Source organism: Edaphobacter modestus, from assembly GCF_004217555.1.
Lineage (GTDB): Bacteria > Acidobacteriota > Terriglobia > Terriglobales > Acidobacteriaceae > Edaphobacter > Edaphobacter modestus.
Genome location: NZ_SHKW01000001.1, coordinates 4,548,265 through 4,565,545, shown reverse-complemented (window position 1 = coordinate 4,565,545; position 17,281 = coordinate 4,548,265). Strand labels below are relative to the sequence as shown.

9 protein-coding genes, 2 tRNA genes and 3 rRNA genes are annotated in these 17,281 nt (G+C 55.1%); 3 read left to right on the top strand and 11 right to left on the bottom strand.

Features of this window, described 5'->3' with window-relative positions; translation table 11 throughout:
• Positions 1-322: 322 nt before the first annotated feature.
• From rrf to BDD14_RS19245, 7 genes are all read right to left on the bottom strand, one after another.
• Positions 323-439 (bottom strand): 5S ribosomal RNA (gene rrf, locus BDD14_RS19275).
• A 139-nt stretch (positions 440-578) separates the two neighbouring features.
• Positions 579-3,527, bottom strand: a 23S ribosomal RNA gene (locus BDD14_RS19270).
• A gap of 364 nt (positions 3,528-3,891) precedes the next feature.
• Positions 3,892-3,967, bottom strand: a tRNA-Ala gene (locus BDD14_RS19265).
• A gap of 36 nt (positions 3,968-4,003) precedes the next feature.
• Positions 4,004-4,080: transfer RNA gene (locus tag BDD14_RS19260), tRNA-Ile, on the bottom strand.
• A 290-nt stretch (positions 4,081-4,370) separates the two neighbouring features.
• Positions 4,371-5,870 (bottom strand): 16S ribosomal RNA (locus tag BDD14_RS19255).
• The 16S, 23S and 5S rRNA genes sit together here with 2 tRNA genes alongside, the layout of an rRNA operon.
• A gap of 839 nt (positions 5,871-6,709) precedes the next feature.
• Positions 6,710-8,185, bottom strand: coding sequence for a M48 family metallopeptidase (locus BDD14_RS19250; RefSeq protein ID WP_242618066.1), 1,476 nt, complete (start codon positions 8,183-8,185; stop codon positions 6,710-6,712).
• Between the two features lie 67 nt (positions 8,186-8,252).
• Entirely contained in the window at positions 8,253-8,939 is a 687-nt protein-coding gene (locus tag BDD14_RS19245; protein WP_242618065.1) for a MarC family protein, read from the bottom strand.
• A 108-nt stretch (positions 8,940-9,047) separates the two neighbouring features.
• Here BDD14_RS19245 and BDD14_RS19240 point away from each other — a divergent pair, with 108 nt between their 5' ends.
• Both BDD14_RS19240 and BDD14_RS19235 read left to right on the top strand, forming a co-directional pair.
• Entirely contained in the window at positions 9,048-9,989 is a 942-nt protein-coding gene (locus BDD14_RS19240) for a branched-chain amino acid transaminase (protein ID WP_130420311.1), read from the top strand.
• 196 nt (positions 9,990-10,185) lie between these two features.
• A complete protein-coding gene (locus tag BDD14_RS19235; protein ID WP_130420309.1) occupies positions 10,186-11,136 on the top strand; it encodes an SDR family oxidoreductase in 951 nt (316 codons plus the stop codon).
• A 53-nt stretch (positions 11,137-11,189) separates the two neighbouring features.
• Here the strand turns inward: BDD14_RS19235 and BDD14_RS19230 are convergent, their stop codons facing one another.
• On the bottom strand, positions 11,190-11,681 hold the full coding sequence (locus BDD14_RS19230) for a DUF6982 domain-containing protein (RefSeq protein ID WP_130420307.1): 492 nt from the start codon (positions 11,679-11,681) through the stop codon (positions 11,190-11,192).
• Positions 11,682-11,698: 17 nt separating this feature from the next.
• Positions 11,699-13,102 carry a sigma-54-dependent transcriptional regulator gene (locus BDD14_RS19225; RefSeq protein ID WP_130420305.1) on the bottom strand — a complete coding sequence of 468 codons (1,404 nt, stop codon included), beginning with the start codon at positions 13,100-13,102 and terminating at the stop codon, positions 11,699-11,701.
• A 547-nt stretch (positions 13,103-13,649) separates the two neighbouring features.
• Between BDD14_RS19225 and BDD14_RS19220 the strand changes: the two genes are divergently transcribed.
• Entirely contained in the window at positions 13,650-14,741 is a 1,092-nt protein-coding gene (locus BDD14_RS19220; RefSeq protein ID WP_242618064.1) for a sigma-54 interaction domain-containing protein, read from the top strand.
• A gap of 66 nt (positions 14,742-14,807) precedes the next feature.
• Here BDD14_RS19220 and BDD14_RS19215 read toward each other — a convergent pair whose 3' ends face one another.
• Both BDD14_RS19215 and BDD14_RS19210 read right to left on the bottom strand, forming a co-directional pair.
• The gene (locus tag BDD14_RS19215) at positions 14,808-15,995 is read right to left on the bottom strand and encodes a glycosyltransferase (protein WP_130420301.1); all 1,188 of its coding nucleotides are present in this window, start codon (positions 15,993-15,995) and stop codon (positions 14,808-14,810) included.
• Positions 15,992-17,278: a glycosyltransferase gene (locus BDD14_RS19210; protein WP_242618063.1), complete on the bottom strand. Its 1,287-nt coding sequence runs from the start codon at positions 17,276-17,278 to the stop codon at positions 15,992-15,994. The genes BDD14_RS19215 and BDD14_RS19210 overlap by 4 nt, the downstream gene beginning before the upstream one ends.
• Between the last annotated feature and the right edge of the window lie 3 nt (positions 17,279-17,281).

Genomic DNA, 17,281 nt, shown 5'->3' with positions numbered 1-17,281 from the left:
TTCCATCTCGAAGAAACCTGAAGTGGTAATTCAATTTTCGAGGAAGCACCAATCCAATTCTCAACGCTAAGTGTCGATTCGCCCCCCAACGCGGCGACGGTCCGGCCTTAACGCGGCGAAGATCCGATCCTCAACGCTAAGCAGCCATTCCTATCACTCATTAGAAAGCAGCGGTTCTATTAACAGAAAGCAGTAACTTCCGTCAGAGAAATAATTGGTTTATCAGCAGAAAGCAAGGACTTCCATCAACAGAGAGCAGTGACTACCATCTTGATGGAGAACGCAAAAAGCCCCATCCGAAGATGGGGCTTTCTTTAAATTATGCCGGCGATCACCTAATCTCCCACACACTTACGCGTGCAGTACCATCGGCCCAACGAGGCTTAACTTCCGTGTTCGGGATGGGAACGGGTGTGACCCTCGCGGTAAACTCACCGGCAAACTTGAGAAATGTCGCTCGCGCGATACTTCACAACTGAATAGATTGAGTAGACGTTACCTAGCGTATAACTACATGGCTTGTGTCGAGAATCTCTTAGAACAGTGGACAATGCTTCTCACTGCGCAGAGTAAATTCTATGGACAAGCCGAACGGGCGATTAGTACTGGTAAGCTTCACACATTACTGCGCTTCCACATCCAGCCTATCAACCAGGTGGTCTTCCTGGGCCCTTCATTTCCCTTACGGGTTGGGAGATCTCATCTTAGAGCGTGCTTCCCGCTTATATGCATTCAGCGGTTATCACAACCGAACTTCGCTACCCAGCCGTGCCTTTGGCAAGACAACTGGAACACAAGAGGTTCGTCCATCCCGGTCCTCTCGTACTAAGGACAGCCCTCTTCAAATCTCCTACGCCCACAGCAGATAGAGACCGAACTGTCTCGCGACGTTCTGAACCCAGCTCACGTACCACTTTAATAGGCGAACAGCCTAACCCTTGGAACCTTCTACAGCTCCAGGATGTGATGAGCCGACATCGAGGTGCCAAACCATTGCGTCGATATGAACTCTTGGCAATGATCAGCCTGTTATCCCCGGCGTACCTTTTATCCGTTGAGCGATGGCCCTTCCATACAGAACCACCGGATCACTAAGGCCTGCTTTCGCATCTGCTCGACTTGTAGGTCTCGCAGTTAACCACACTTATGCCTTTGCACTCGACGGTCGATTTCCAAACGACCTGAGTGTAGCTTCGCGCGCCTCCGTTACAATTTAGGAGGCGACCGCCCCAGTCAAACTACCCGTCTTACTATGTCCCTCTCCCGGATCACGGGAGGAGGTTAGAATCACAACAATCGCAGGGTGGTATCTCACCGTTGGCTCCACCGAATCCGAGAATCCGATATCAAAGCCTCCCACCTATCCTGCGCAGCAATTGCCGTAACTCACAGTAAAAGTATAGTAAAGGTGCACGGGGTCTTTTCGTCTAGCTGCGGGTAACCGGCATCTTCACCGGTACTACAAGTTCGCCGAGCAACTCGTTAAGACAGTCGTACGATCGTTACTCCATTCGTGCAGGTCGGAACTTACCCGACAAGGAATTTCGCTACCTTAGGACCGTTATAGTTACGGCCGCCGTTCACCGGGGCTTCAGTTCAAAGCTTCGGGCTTGCGCCCTAACCTCTCCCTTTAACCTTCCGGCACCGGGCAGGAGTCAGCCCCTATACGTCGTTTTAGACTTTGCAGAGACCTGTGTTTTTGTTAAACAGTCGCCGTACGCGTTTCACTGCGGCCCCACCAGGCTTTCACCCAGGGGGCGACCCTTCTCCCGAAGTTACGGGTCTAATTTGCCGAGTTCCTTAACAAGCTTTCACTCGAGCGCCTTTGGATATTCTCCTCGTCTACCTGTGTCGGTTTGTGGTACGGTTCCCAATCTCTCTCCTTAGAGGTTTTTCTTGGCAGCATGAAATCAGCAGCTTTCAGCCATACGGCTTACTGCTTTGCACCTCACTGTTAAGTCTTCCCGGATTTGCCTAGGAAAACCAGCTTACGCGCATCGAACCCCATAGCCATAGGAGGTCCTGCTTATCCTTCTGCGTCACCCCATCGTGATAACGAAAAACTGGGAGGTCCGGAATATTAACCGGATATCCATCGCTTACGCCTTTCGGCCTCAGCTTAGGGACCGCCTAACCCTGAGCGGATTAACCTTCCTCAGGAAACCTTAGACTTTCGGCGGGAAGGGTTCTCACCTTCCTTATCGCTACTTATGCCGGCAGGGTCTCTTCTCAACGCTCCATCAGTCTTCTCAGTCTGACTTCATCGCTGTGAGAATGCTCTCCTACCACGCACACTCAAAGTGTGCATCCGCTGCTTCGGTATATAGTTTTAGCCCCGTTGTATTGTCGGCACCGGACCGCTTGACCAGTGAGCTATTACGCTTTCTTTAAAGGATGGCTGCTTCTAAGCCAACCTCCTGGCTGTCTGAGCGTTCCGACTTCCTTTCCCACTTAACTATAATTTGGGGACCTTAGCAGGCGGTCTGGACTGTTTTCCTCTCGACTGTGAAGCTTAGCCCCCACAGTCTGACTCCCGGGCTGGTTGTAATTGGCATTCGAAGTTTGGCTGGATTCAGTAAGCCGGAAAGCCCCCTAGTCCAATCATGTCTCTACCACCAATCCAAATCACCCGAGGCTAGCCCTAAAGCTATTTCGGAGAGAACGAGCTATCACGGAATTTGATTAGCCTTTCACCCCTACCCTCAGCTCATCCGAGCTTTTTTCAACAAACACCGGTTCGGTCCTCCAGTAGGTGTTACCCCACCTTCAACCTGGCCAAGGGTAGATCATCCCGCTTCGCGTCTATTCCTGCCAACTTATCGCCCTATTCAGACTCGCTTTCGCTGCGGCTCGCTCACGCTTAACCTTGCTGACAAGAATAACTAGCCGGCTCATTATGCAATAGGCACGCGGTCAGACATTCCCTTACGGGCATAGTCCTCCCACTGCTTGTAGGCACACGGTTTCAGGTACTTTTCACTCCCCTCAAAGGGGTGCTTTTCGCCTTTCCCTCACGGTACTGGTTCACTATCGGTCAGAAACGAGTATTTAGCCTTACGGGATGGTCCCCGTGGATTCAAGCAGGGTTTCTCGTGCCCCGCCTTACTCAGGTACCTGCTTCGAGTCTGGATCAATTTCGTCTACGGGTCTGTCACCCTCTATGGAGCCTCTTTCCAGAAGCTTCGACTATCGACCAGATTGGTAACTCTACTGTTGCAGGCCCTACAACCCCCGAACTACCGAAATAGTACGGGTTTGGGCTGTTCCGATTTCGCTCGCCACTACTTTCGGAATCGAGGTTTCTTTCTCCTCCTGGAGGTACTGAGATGGTTCACTTCCCTCCGTTCGCCTATTCCAACCTATGAATTCAGTTGGATATACCCAGGTTTTGCCTGGGTGGGTTTCCCCATTCGGAAATCTCCGGATCAACGCCTGTGTGCGGCTTCCCGAAGCTTATCGCAGCTTGCCACGTCCTTCATCGCCTGTTTCTGCCAAGGCATCCACCGTGCGCCCTTAGTAGCTTGACCATAGAATTTACTCGCACGCAGTAGAGTGACTACCTCCACGACTTACAAGCAATCTACATTGTCCATTCGCCTGTATCGCCACAACCATATCCTCAACTTACTGGGATCTGATTGCCGATACTGAATATTCTAAAGACACTCAACACTGATTGACAGCTTTCTCCGGAAACTACCCGAAGACATGCTGCTCAGCCTTGTAGTTATATTTACCCAATCTATTCAGTTGTCAAAAATCGTCAAGCGACTTACTGTCGCTGTCTCGCCCTGAGGCGGCTCGAGCATTCCTGCTCAAGGTTCAAACTCCGCTTGCGCAGAATCTCAACCTCAAGCAGACATCGCTTCTTCCTTATTCGAGTTGCTGTGATGGTGGAGCTGACCGGGATCGAACCGATGACATCCTGCTTGCAAAGCAGGCGCTCTCCCAACTGAGCTACAGCCCCATCACTACCAGCATAGCTGATAGTTTGCGATAAAGGTGGTGGGCCTGGGTAGATTCGAACTACCGACCTCACCCTTATCAGGGGTGCGCTCTAACCAACTGAGCTACAGGCCCGAAACAGCGGCTTCTAGCTGTTAGCTCCAGCCGTCAGCTAAAAAGCTAACGGCTAAAAGCTACTAGCTGGCTTTCTCGAAAAGGTTTCGAGGACACAGTTGAACGTGCGGAGCGGCTACGCCACTCCTGACCATCGATGTTGATAGATATCGGCAAAGAGAAGGTTTAGTTCAGGCTCATCCCAAGCAAACTAAATAGCAGGGGATGGTGCATGGCAACTCCCGAATACTCAGCCAAAGGCTGCCCACAATCGTGGGGCGTATCCGAGTGCCATGACGTTTTCTCTTTAGAAAGGAGGTGATCCAGCCGCAGGTTCTCCTACGGCTACCTTGTTACGACTTCACCCCAATCATGAATTACACCTTGGGCGGCTGCTCCCTTGCGGTTAGCTCACCGACTTCTAGTGCAACCCACTTTCGTGATGTGACGGGCGGTGTGTACAAGGCCCGGGAACGTATTCACCGCAGCATGCTGATCTGCGATTACTAGCGATTCCAGCTTCATGGAGTCGAGTTGCAGACTCCAATCCGAACTGAGGCCGGCTTTTTCCGATTAGCTCCCCCTCGCGGGTTTGCAGCGGTTTGTACCGGCCATTGTAGCACGTGTGTAGCCCTGGACATAAAGGCCATGAGGACTTGACGTCATCCCCACCTTCCTCCCCGTTATCCGAGGCGGTTTCGTCAGAGTGCTCAACTAAATGGTAGCAACTGAAGATAAGGGTTGCGCTCGTTGCGGGACTTAACCCAACATCTCACGACACGAGCTGACGACAGCCATGCAGCACCTATATAGCGGTCTATTGCTAGACGCCGATGTTTCCACCGGATTCCACTACATTTCGAGCCCAGGTAAGGTTCTTCGCGTTGCGTCGAATTAAACCACATGCTCCACCGCTTGTGCGGGCCCCCGTCAATTCCTTTGAGTTTCAGCCTTGCGACCGTACTCCCCAGGCGGATTGCTTATCGCGTTAGCTTCGACACGACAGGATTGGGTACCTGTCACATCAAGCAATCATCGTTTAGGGCTAGGACTACCAGGGTATCTAATCCTGTTTGCTCCCCTAGCTTTCGCGCCTCAGCGTCAGTTATGGTCCAGTGAGCCGCTTTCGCCACAGGTGTTCCTTCCGATATCTACGCATTTCACCGCTACACCGGAAATTCCACTCACCTCTCCCATACTCAAGCCCGACAGTTTCTAATGCAGACTCTGGGTTGAGCCCAGAGATTTCACATCAGACTTGTCAAACCGCCTACGCGCCCTTTACGCCCAATAATTCCGAACAACGCTTGCCCCCCTCGTATTACCGCGGCTGCTGGCACGAAGTTAGCCGGGGCTTCTTCTTCCGGTACCGTCATAATCGTCCCGATCGAAAGGAGTTTACATCCCAAGGGATTTCATCCTCCACGCGGCGTTGCTGCGTCAGGGTTTCCCCCATTGCGCAAAATTCCCCACTGCTGCCTCCCGTAGGAGTCTGGACCGTGTTTCAGTTCCAGTGTGTCCGTGCGCCCTCTCAGGCCGGATACAGATCATCGTCTTGGTGGGCCATTACCCCGCCAACTAACTAATCTGCCGCGACCTCCTCTCCAAGCGCATTGCTGCTTTGACTCGTAAGTGTTATGCGGTATTAGCCCAGATTTCTCTAGGTTATTCCCCACTCGGAGGTAGATAAGTCACGTGTTACTCACCCGTGCGCCACTGTACTCATGGATTGCTCCACTTTCTCGTGCGACTTGCATGTGTTAGGCACGCCGCCAGCGTTGATTCTGAGCCAGGATCAAACTCTCGTTTAATCTTGGTGTGTCCGCTCCCAGGACGGAGGTCCGGGAGTCAGACGCCTTCGCTCGCTCGAAAGGAGCGAAGGATATAACTAGTGAGAATGACTAAACCAAATTCCGTATCATCTCACGACTGGCACGTTCAACTATGTTGTCAAAGATCCTAACTGCATCCGCACTAGGCGGGCAGCTTTGGATCAAGGACCTATCCGGCTAAAAGCCTGGATTGTGTCCTCGAACTTGTTTGCGCTGATTTCGTCTTTGTTTTCACTACTTTGGCCGTTTACTCAAGCCTTGTTTCTTACTACTCAGTAGTGTCCGACGTTTTAGCGAACTTTCTAAGATTATCGAAGTCTTTATCTCTTGTCAACATCTTTTTTTTGATTTCTTTATAAGATTTTTCAACCTTATAAAGATTTCAGTCGAAGCTGCTGACTGTTCGCGAAGCGCAAAATGTCAAAACATCTCATCGGCAAAATTTATGCCGCCGAAGCCTAGGCTTCTTCAAAAGCAAACTGCAGTGACTTGGGTTTGGATTCGGCTGGCCATTGGCTCAATGCCGCGATCAAACGCTTGGACTGCGCTTCGTCTTCCCTCAATCGCCTTTACTTTGGCGTCCAGGTGCGAAGCTCATTTATTACTGTCACACCGAAAATATCGTGCTTGCCATCTCTGTGCAAGCCGTCAGCTCACTGCGACTTCCTGAGAGTATCAACGACAGAGCCATCGTGCAACCCAAAAGGCTGTTAATAACTTGCCTTTTCTGTAGAAAAGTTGGTTTCCCCCAATAACGACAGGTGTTTTATCTATTTCAAATTTCTTGTCCAGGCATACCTTTTCATCAAAAAGCCCTCTCAGCGTACCCGAAAGCTCTGCGCCATCGATGAAAAGACTGGCTTCAAAGACGGATAGTCCGGTTCTGGCGCGACGAAGACGATGAAATTTACGGCTCCATCGGGACGCGCAATGGTCACCAACAGATCGCGTTCCGCGGTGGACGCAACAGGAGAGGGCCCCTTCAACTCAATGGCGTTTGCCAGCTGGCCATTTACGGTCATAGACGTAATACTTCCGGCCTGCTGCAAGCCGTTGTTCTGCTGGATCATCTGATTTGCGATTGCATTCGTCGCCTGCGTCAGCTGATTCTCGTCGGTGACCGCGCTCTTGAACCGCGCGCCGTCAACGATGGCTCCATAGGCTATTCCCGATTGCCCGGCTCCATTTGGTGGCACGAAGGCGACGCTTCCGTTCTGAGCCTCCCCCTTCTGCCAGCTCTCGGGATAGCTGATAGAGAAGGCCTGGCCGTTGTAGAAGATCATGCGATCGTTCAGTCCCAAGGCTTCCCTGCTCAGCCGGGCTGCTGCTGCTCCTCCCCGGCCTCCGCCAGATGATGCAGTCGCGGGGATCACCTGCGCCGGCCCACCGGAGACTAGAGCGTATTTGCCGGTCTGTCTCCAAGCCCCGGCCTGAATCTCCTTCGCGTTATAAGCCTTCTCCTTTGTGGCCAGGGCGCGGGCCTGCACAAACGCTGGTGAGGTCACGGTCGGGTTGGGCTTTCGGGGCAGGCTTGCGATCTCCGCATTGACGTACTGCATGCGATTTCCGGGATTAGGGTGATCGCTGAAGAGCTGTGCTCCTCCTTCTCCATACTTCGCCTGGATGGTTTCAAAGAATTGAGGCAGGCCTCGCGGATCGAAACCGGCGTCATAGAGGATCCCGGCTCCCAGCAGATCGGCCTGCTTCTCGTAGTCGCGTGACATGCGTAAGAAGCCAAGCCCAGCCGCCATTCCGATTCCCTGAGTGGCCAAAGACCCCAGGGCGCCGTTTCCGAGGGCGATTGCGGCGCCGATCTGGCCGAGAGCGGCCCAGGTTCCCACGGACTGCTGCTTGGTCATATTGCAGGTGGAGTGGCGCATTACTACGTGGGAGAGCTCGTGCGCCATCACCCCGGCCAGCTGCGATTCGGTCTCGGCCGCGCGGATGGCGCCCAGATTGACGAACATTGCACCTCCCGGGAGAGCGAAGGCGTTGATCTCATCACTGGCTACGACGTGAAAGTTGAAGGGCCAACGATAGCCGGGGGGCACGGCCACCAGCTTTGCGCCCAGCTGCCGAATGTATTGCGAGACGGGCGAGTTGTCCGGCATCACGGGCATCTGCTTGAAGATCTCGGCCGCGACCTTCGCACCCTCGGTCTGCTCCTGCTGAACGCTGAAGGCGTTCTTGCATGGTGGCGGGACCTGAAAACGCGCCCACGCAGCCTGTGTGGCACAACCCAGGGCCAAAGCAACAGCCCAAATCATCCTCGCCGGGCTTCCCGATCGAAACATGATCCACTCCTTCTCGTATCCATCACGGCAAGACAGCAAAACCACTGACCGAGGAAGGGAATGTTTCTTATGACGGCTTCGCAATCACCCCAAGGTCAGCCATTCCATTGACGAAATACTGCACCGCCAGGGCGACAAGGAGCAAGCCCATGATGCGGACGAGGATGCGAATTCCGGTATCTCCCAGTGCTCGCGCCACTTTGTCGGAGTTGCCGAGCACGAAATAGCAGATCAGCGAGGTGATAAAGATCGAACCGAGAATGGCGACCATCTGCCAGCGATTCTGCGCCTGTCCGACGAGAACCATAACGCTGGCGATGGCTCCGGGACCGGCGAGCATGGGAATTCCAAGCGGAACGATGCCAGCGTCTTCCTTACTCGCCGCATCCTCCGCATCTCCGCTGGTCTCCTGAGTAGGAGACCGCCGCGCCTCCAACATATCGAGGCCGATCAACAGCAGGATCACACCACCTGCGATCTCGAACGCCGGAAGCGTGATTCCAAACATTTTGAAGATGTACTGGCCCGCCATCGCAAAAGCGCTCAGAAAGATCAGCGCTGTCAAGGACGCCTTGCGCGCGATTCGGCGGCGACGTGCCGAGTCGGATCCAGCCGTGACTGCCAGAAATGTCGGCAAGGCGGCAAAGGGATCCACCAGGAAAAAGATGGAGCTGAGCGCCAGCACGGAGAATCGGACGTAGACCGAATGCTCGAGGCCGTAGAAGCTTACCGGCGAGTGGGGCTGAAAGAACACAGATCCATTCTCCCATGCCGCGACTCGTGGACATCCCTGAGGCAGGTTTGGATCTGGCCCAGCGGCCGCTCGGATGGCTATAATGAAGGTTCTACGCGAGGAACGCACATGCCTATTCAGACCACAGCGAACATCTGGCACAACGGACAACTGATCCCCTGGGACAAAGCCCAGATCCACGTTATGAGCCATGTTATTCACTACGGTTCCTCTGTCTTTGAGGGGATTCGCTGTTATGCCCAGCCCTCCGGCGCGAGCGTCTTCCGCCTGCAGGAGCACATGCAGCGGCTGATGGACTCGGCCAAGATCTATCGCATGCCTCTGGCTTACACCGTTGATCAACTCTCAGCCGCAGTCATCGATGTGATCGAAGCCAACGGGATCGCCCCCTGCTACGTTCGCCCGATCGCCTTTCGTGGCTACGGCGAGATTGGCGTGAACCCTCTCAAGTCGCCCGTTGATATTTACATCGCAAATTTTCCATGGGGCAAATATGTTCCTGGGAATGAGGGCGCCGATGTCTGCGTCTCAAGCTGGTCGCGTCTGGCTCCCAACACCATGCCTTCTCTCGCGAAGGCGGGAGCAAATTATATGAACTCGCAGCTTATCCGTATGGAAGCCGAGGTGAACGGCTACGCCGAGGGAATCGCGCTGGACGTGAACGGCTATCTGTCCGAAGGCTCAGGCGAGAATCTATTCCTGGTGCGCAATGGCGTGATTTACACCACCCCGCTGGCCAACTCCGTGCTCAGCGGCATCACCCGCAACTCGGTTATCATCCTGGCAAAACAGCTTGGCATGGAAGTGGTCGAGCAGACGCTGCCACGCGAACTCCTCTACATCGCAGACGAAGCCTTCTTCACCGGTACTGCCGCAGAGGTCACGCATCTGCGCTCGGTGGATCGCATCCTGATCGGCGATGGAACGATGGGACCGATCACTTCGGCGCTTCACGAAGAGTTCTTCGGCATTGTGAACGGACTTAAAGCCGATCGCTACAACTGGCTCACCCCGGTCAACGTCAAGGTCGCGGAACCGGTTGGCGTCTAAAAATTCCGAAAAAAAGAGAGATCGCGGCTGCTGCAGATGGCCGCGATCTTCTTTCTAGACGCTGCTTTGCCGCCGATTGAACTTCGAATGACACTTTCGATGCAGTTGCCATCCAGCTCTTCCACGACATCCCTGCGGTAGTCTTAAGGAAGCGGCCGGCCGCGCGAAGCGAAGCTGCGATCTTTCTGGAGGGCTTATGTCTACCGTCCTTGTTACGGGTATTGCGGGATTCATCGGATCGAGCATCGCACGGGCTTTGCTTGCCGAGGGCGCCCAGGTTCGCGGAATCGATAACCTCTCTACAGGCTCGATGGCCAATCTCGAAGAGATCCGATCGCAGATCGATTTCCGTAACGCAGATGTGCTCGACCAGGATGCGGTCCTTCACGCGTGCCGAGGCGTCGATTATGTCTTCCATGAGGCCGCGATCCCCTCTGTTCCCAAGTCGGTCGATGATCCCATTGGCACGAACGGCCCAAATCTCACCGGAACGCTTTGCGTTCTCGAAGCCGCCCGCAAGGCCGTGGTGAAGCGTGTGCTCTATGCCGCGTCCTCGGCCGCCTATGGAGACTCGCCTGAACTTCCAAAGACGGAGGCAATGCTTCCTTCGCCGCTTTCGCCGTACGCTGTCCAAAAGCTGGCCGGAGAGCATTATCTAGCCAGTTATTACCGTGTCTATGGTCTGGAAACAGTCTCCCTGCGCTACTTCAATATCTTCGGTCCCCGCCAGGATCCATCCTCGCAGTACTCTGGCGTTCTGGCCCGGTTTATCTCCCTCATGCTTGCGGGGCAGACGCCGACCATCTATGGCGATGGATCGACCAGCCGAGACTTTACCTACATCGACAATGTGGTGAGCGCAAATCTACTGGCCGCCAAAGCGCCAGCGGAAAGGGTCGCCGGCCAGGTCTTCAACGTCGCCACGGGCGAACGCACAACTCTGCTGGAAGCCTTCGCCGAGATCAAACGCATTACCGGCTACACCGGAGGCTTGAATCACGCTGAAGAAAGAGAAGGCGACATCAAACACTCGCTCGCCGATATCTCCGCAGCCCAGAGTGCCTTTGGGTACAAGGTCATCGCCGACCTGGTTTTCGGGCTCGAACAGACCATTGAATGGGCGAAAGAGTCAGTAGCTGCGGTTTAGTGAGTGCGTGGCTAGCCTCAGGCTCCTGAGGTTAGCCTCCTCTGCGTTGCGGCTTACAGCTTGTGGAGATTTTTGGGCAGGTTGCGCATCCCCAGGACATGAAAATCTTTCAACCCGCTCTTATTTACGTAGGCCAGACGGTTGTTTCCGTTGGGATCGGTGGGAATAAGAAAGAATCCATCCTCGAGAACAAAATCACGGGTGTTGCTGATGATTCCCTCGATCATCTCTCCGTCATAAAAGTACACTCGCACCCATAAGCCGGGCACGATTGGAGCATTCTCGTGAAAATGAAGGGCCTTGTGACGGAGATCTCCGCTGAAGGTCTTAACGAAGAAAACTGCCTTCGCGTCGCGGGTCGGAATCTCTTCGATCTCTCCGGTCTCCACCAGATTCAGCTTGATAGTATCGAGCGGAGAATGGGGATCGTTGTGCAGCAACTGCTCGATGGTGCCGAGCTCACTGATCTGGACCGTCCCAAAAACGGTGCGGTCTTCAAACCGGACAACTATCCTGTGAACCCCCTCGGCCGCAGCCGCAGCCATCGCGGCAATCTTGGCAGCTACGCGCGATCTTGTGGAGACAGATCGTACTGTTTGATCTTGTAGAGCAGAGCCTTGTAGCTGATCTGCAGATCGTTTGCCGCCGCCTTGCGGTTCCATCCAGTTCCCTCCAACACCTGTGCAATCGCAGCCGCCTCAGCGCCGCCCTTGAGATTTTTTACGAGTGCTTTGAGTCCGGCTCCATTTGCTGGTTCCGCCGATGTGCCGGCGGTGATTTGAGACGAAGCCGGAGCCAGTTCTTCAAGGATGGCCTTCTCGTCGCCAAGAACTAGATAGCGATTGATTACATTTTCAAGCTCCCGCAGATTTCCGGGCCAGCTATGATTCGACAGCGATTCTATCAATCTTGGGGACAAGGGCAGTGGGTCGCGGTCATAACGCCGCGCTCCCTTCCTTATAAAGTATTCAGCGAGCACAGGAATCTCTTCCTGACGTTCACGCAGTGGAGGAATATTCAGGGTAAAACCATTGAGGCGGTAGTAAAGATCTTCTCGGAAGGTCTTATTTGCCATCGCCTCTTTCATATTGATATTGGTAGCAGCAATCACGCGAACATCGACCCTCATGGGAGAGCGGCTTCCGAGCCGGGAGAAAGTGCCGTCCTGCAGTACCTGCAGAAGCTTCGCCTGCAGAATCGCGGGCATCTCCCCGATCTCGTCCAGAAAGATCGTCCCTCCGGTGCAAATCTCAAACTTTCCGGGCTTGGTCTTGACCGCACCGGTAAACGCACCCTGCTCGTAGCCGAAGAGCTCGCTCTCGAGCAGGTCGGCGGGGACTGCCGCGCAGTTGACCTTGAGGAAGGTGTTCTGGCTGCGGGCGGACATCTTGTGAGTGTAGAGAGCCAGAATCTCCTTGCCGGTCCCACTCTCACCCAGGATCAGGATGGGGATATCGGCACGGGCTACAAGCGAGGCCTGAGATTCCAGATCCCTCATCCGCTTGCTGGAACGTACAAAGGAATGAGTCTCGTTAAGCGGGATCTCCCGGGGCGAATCTGCAGCGGAAGACTTCCGATCCGCGGAGGTCAGGTGTTCCTCAATCGCCTCTTCGACATCGGTCCCCACAAAAGGCTTCATCACGACGGCACGAACTCCGAGCCGAATGACCATCTCGAGGTCGCGCGGCTCAGCGTAGCAGGACAGCACGACTACGGGAAGATTGGGACGGGCACACCGGATATGAGTCAGTAAAGGAAGGGGTTCACGACCCGAGTGGACTGCAAGCAGCACGATGTCCGGCTCATCGCTCTGTTCCAGGCGGTCTAGGAGGGACTTCTCTTCAGAGAAGAGACTGAGCGCGTAACGATCGCCCAGCGTGAGACGAAGATAATCCAGCACAGCCAGATCGGGCTCAAGAATGAGCACCTGAGGGCGGGACTTAGATACTGACTTCAAAGCAGACATACTATAAGACGATGACGGAGAAGCCGACATACCACACCCCTATGTTGCCGATTCGAGTTCTTGCGCCCGAATCTTGCGAGCCTGACTGGGCTTGCAAATAAGTTAGTACCCGTTCCCAGCCCTTGTACTGTAACCCCTGCCACCCGTGAAGTGGGGAGAACTCCCGGCGAGCTACTAAGCCGAATTTTAGTTCGGATTGCCTGGAGTGTGACAGAAAAATGTTAATAATTTTGCCGATAAAAGAGAAAAATGTTTACCACTCTGTGTGGAAAGCGGGGAAACAACCTGTGGCGGTGTTGCCTTGACTGAGGAATTTAAAAAGGCAGGTGGAACCCATTACAAAAGTAAGCCGAGGAGGGATTACCGCGAAAACATACTGTAAACACTGGTTAACCTTCCGTTTGCAAAGGATAGCATCTCGCGAATCGGATCCCTTGCAGCAGACGCGGCCAAAAGTTGCCTTACGGGGATAGGATTGGCGCATAACGTGCTCAGTGAAATGTATTGCACTTTTGCCTTGATACCCCACATAAGACGGGAAAATGACTTGGTTCATCATGCTGAATCCGCTGCCTCCTTCAGTCTGCCACCGATGGATATTCTTTTCGGCAAGACCGCGCCTATGCAGGCTGTCCGAAACAAGATAGAACGTGTCGCCGAGACCGACGTGCCTGTACTGATCCAGGGCGAGAGCGGAACCGGCAAAGAAATCTGTGTGCAGCTGCTTCATTCCCTGTCTCTTCGCTCGCGTGGAAGCCTGGTCAAGGTCAGCTGTCCGGCCATTCCCCATTCGCTGCTGGAGACCGAACTGTTCGGCTACGAAAAAGGTGCTTTCACGGGGGCAACGAGCACCAAACTCGGGCGGGTCGAGCAAGCCCACAACGGCACTCTGTTTTTAGATGAAGTGGGCAGTCTCGATCTCAATGTCCAAGCCAAGCTTCTTCAGGTTTTGCAGGATGGGACGTTTGTGCGGGTCGGGGGTCACGAGTCCCGCTCCATTGCCACCAGGCTGGTATCGGCGGCAAACGGCGATTTACGAACCCAGGTTGAGAACGGCACCTTCCGGCTGGATTTTCTGTTCCGCATCAACGCGGTGACGATCAACCTGCCCCCCCTGCGCCAACGGATCGCGGATCTCCCCGTTTTGATCGACTACTTCATCGAGCATTATTCGCGGGTCTTTCGTCATACTCCCGAACTGCTTTCGAAGAGCGCAATCCGGCTCATGCAAAGCTATCACTGGCCAGGTAATATCCGTCAGCTCGAAAACCTGATTCGCAGCTACGTGCTGATTGGCAGCGAAGATGCCCTGGTGGCCGAATTGATTCCTGAACAACCTCGCAGCGGCATCACCGCGGAGATTGATCTCAGCGAGCCTATTTCGTTGAAAAACATCACACGACAGGCGACCCACGATCTCGAACGTCAGATCATTCTGAAGGTGCTGCAGGCCAATAGCTGGAATCGGCAGAAGACCGCAAAGTGGCTGCAGATCAGCTACCGGTCGCTGCTCTACAAGCTCAGTGAAGCTGGAATGCCGGAAGTCCCGCCGCGGCCGCTGAGGACGACAACCTCGAAGCGAACGGAGACGATGGGCGTGGCTGCATCTGCTTCCACTCCGCGAACGAGACTGTACTAGGCGGCAAAACAACATCGAAGGATTACCTCCCCTCGATGAACAATCACGCTCTTGCATGCTTCCGCCCTATCGGCTTGCTGGGTGAGAGGCTAATGTTGACCGGCCGCGTTCGAGTGTGGAAGCCAGGATGGCTTCCACATCCCGGCTGACGTCTGTCCAGCTCCGGCCGTGGCGTGCCGCGATCTCATCGGCATCCCACGACTGAGACAAGACCTCATCGAGCGCTACTGCAAGCGCCTCAGCATCTCTGGCAGGAACCAGCCGTCCACTGCGGGTATCCGTCAGCTCGGGGATGCCTCCCACTTCGCTCGCCACAATCGGTCTCCCGGAGGCGAGGGCTTCGACAATGACGTTGGGACAACCTTCGCGATAACTTGGGAGCGTCACCAGGTCTGAGGCGGCCATCCACGTCGCAACCTTGTCCGTGGGGCACGCGGGCATCAGGGTCATGTGACCGACCAAATTCTGGGACACAATGGCGTCAGCTATCTGCTGGCGCGCCGGACCGTCTCCGACGATCCACGCATGGAGCCGCGGACGACGTGTTCGCAGGCTCGCAATCGCGCTGACGAGTTCGCCAAGCCCTTTGGCCATGTCGAGTCGGCCCACGTAGACCACGGCTTCAGCATCCCTGGGAAGTCCAAGCGTGGCCCTGGCCTCATTACGGTCACGCGGATAGAAGATCGCCGTATCGCAGCCGTTCAAAACAGCACCACTTCGCTCGACGCGCGCGCCCAGCCGACGCGCCGTGCGCAGCAGGTCTCCACTGACAGTGAGGGTAAAGTCTGCCTCGCGAAGGACGCGGCGGGTGAGCCGTCCACAGATGGGATCGGGAATGACATTGAGGTCCGAACCGATTGCCGTCACGACAAAGGGAATGCGAAGCGCGCGGGCTACCCGGAATGCAGCATCGCCATCCGGATAAACGATGTAGTTCAGGATGATGTCAGGGCGATACGCCCGTACCCGCGAGAGGATACTGCGGGACGCAGAGAATCCATTGAGCGGTCGCGAGATCGCCGGAAGCGCAAGGTAGGGAATGTACTCCACCTCGACTTCTTCCACTCGATGATTAAAGTCGATCTGACGTCCGGCTCGACTTTGCGGTGTCAGCAGTGGCGGGTACTGCGATTCGGGATAAAAGAGCTTCAGCTCACAGTTTCGTGCAAGAATACGCAGCGTCTGGTATGCCGAGTGTCCGGCCCAAGGTTCGTGCGATGTGGGGAAGTACCGTGTGATGACAGCGACTCTCACGAATGTGCCTGGCCTTTTTGAGAGTTCTGGCCGGACTCCACCAGGCCCCGAAGGAGAGAGGCATACCGGGCTGTGAGCGGACGGCGATGATATTCCGCGATCCGACCGAAGTCGGGCTCCCGGAAAGTTCCTGAAGCCTCGATTGCCTCAATCAGCATCCTGCGAATGGACTGAGGATCACCAACGTCAGCCCAGTTTCCTGCTCGAGTCTCTTCGAGAAGGCGCCGCACGTCGCCCTGGGGATGAACCGCGCCGAGGATCGGCTTTCCCCCGCCAAGATAATCGTAGAACTTAGCGGCCACATTGATTCTGTCGTGGGTAATTAAGAGCAGATAATCCGTATCTCGGATGGCAGCAAGCGCCTCGGCCTGGGGGACGAATCCCTTCAATTCGATCGTATCCCCGAGAGAGAGCAATTGTTCCCGGTATTCCGGAGCTTCGATGTGGCCGATAAAGCGGACATGCAGCCGCGACCGGACTGCCTCGGGCAGCGCACGAACTGCCTCGATGAAGCTGCCGGGGTCGGTCGATCCATAGACGCTACCGATGTACGTGAGCACAACTTTCTGGCGTGAAGAGGACAAACCGGGGAACCGTGCCTGCGCTTGCGGTGGAGTGGCGTCATAGCCGTTATGGATACAGACGAAGCTCTCTGGAGGTAGATCGGGATAACGGGACTGAAGCTCGCAGCGTGCGGCCTCTGTTACCAGGACAACCGTGGTTGCGGCATGAACCGCCTCGCGCTCAGTACTCTGAGCGACCAATCGAGCGCGGTCGTTGTTGTTAAAGCTGACCAGGTCGAGGGTCGTAGTGAGCCATTCGTCACGAAAGTCCAGGACGATGGGTAGATCCGGAAAGAGCCTTCTTAACCGCATGACAACCTTTACGCTCGAATACGGTGGAACCGTAATCAGTACAGCGTCGATGGAGCGCTCGCGGATGATGCGAACGGCGGCGGGAAGAGCGAACGGCAGCCAGCCAACCTGGGGATCGGGAAGGAGCAGATTACCGATCCACCGTCTCAGGGGATTTCCGCCGCTTCGACCCGCTTGTGGGGCAGGAGAGGCAGCCTTTGCTCTGCCTCCAGTTAGAGCCTTCTTCACGGATTTGCGAAGCCAGAACGGAAGATCCAGCGTCCAGGTGCGATGTATCGTGACCTCGGATGGGACCTGTTGGAGCAGAGTTAGATCCTTGCCAACTGCCGGTGCGTTACGAGCCGTCAGAACATCGACCCGCACGCCATTTCCGGGCAGATACTTCGCGAGCGAAAGAGCACGCAACACCCC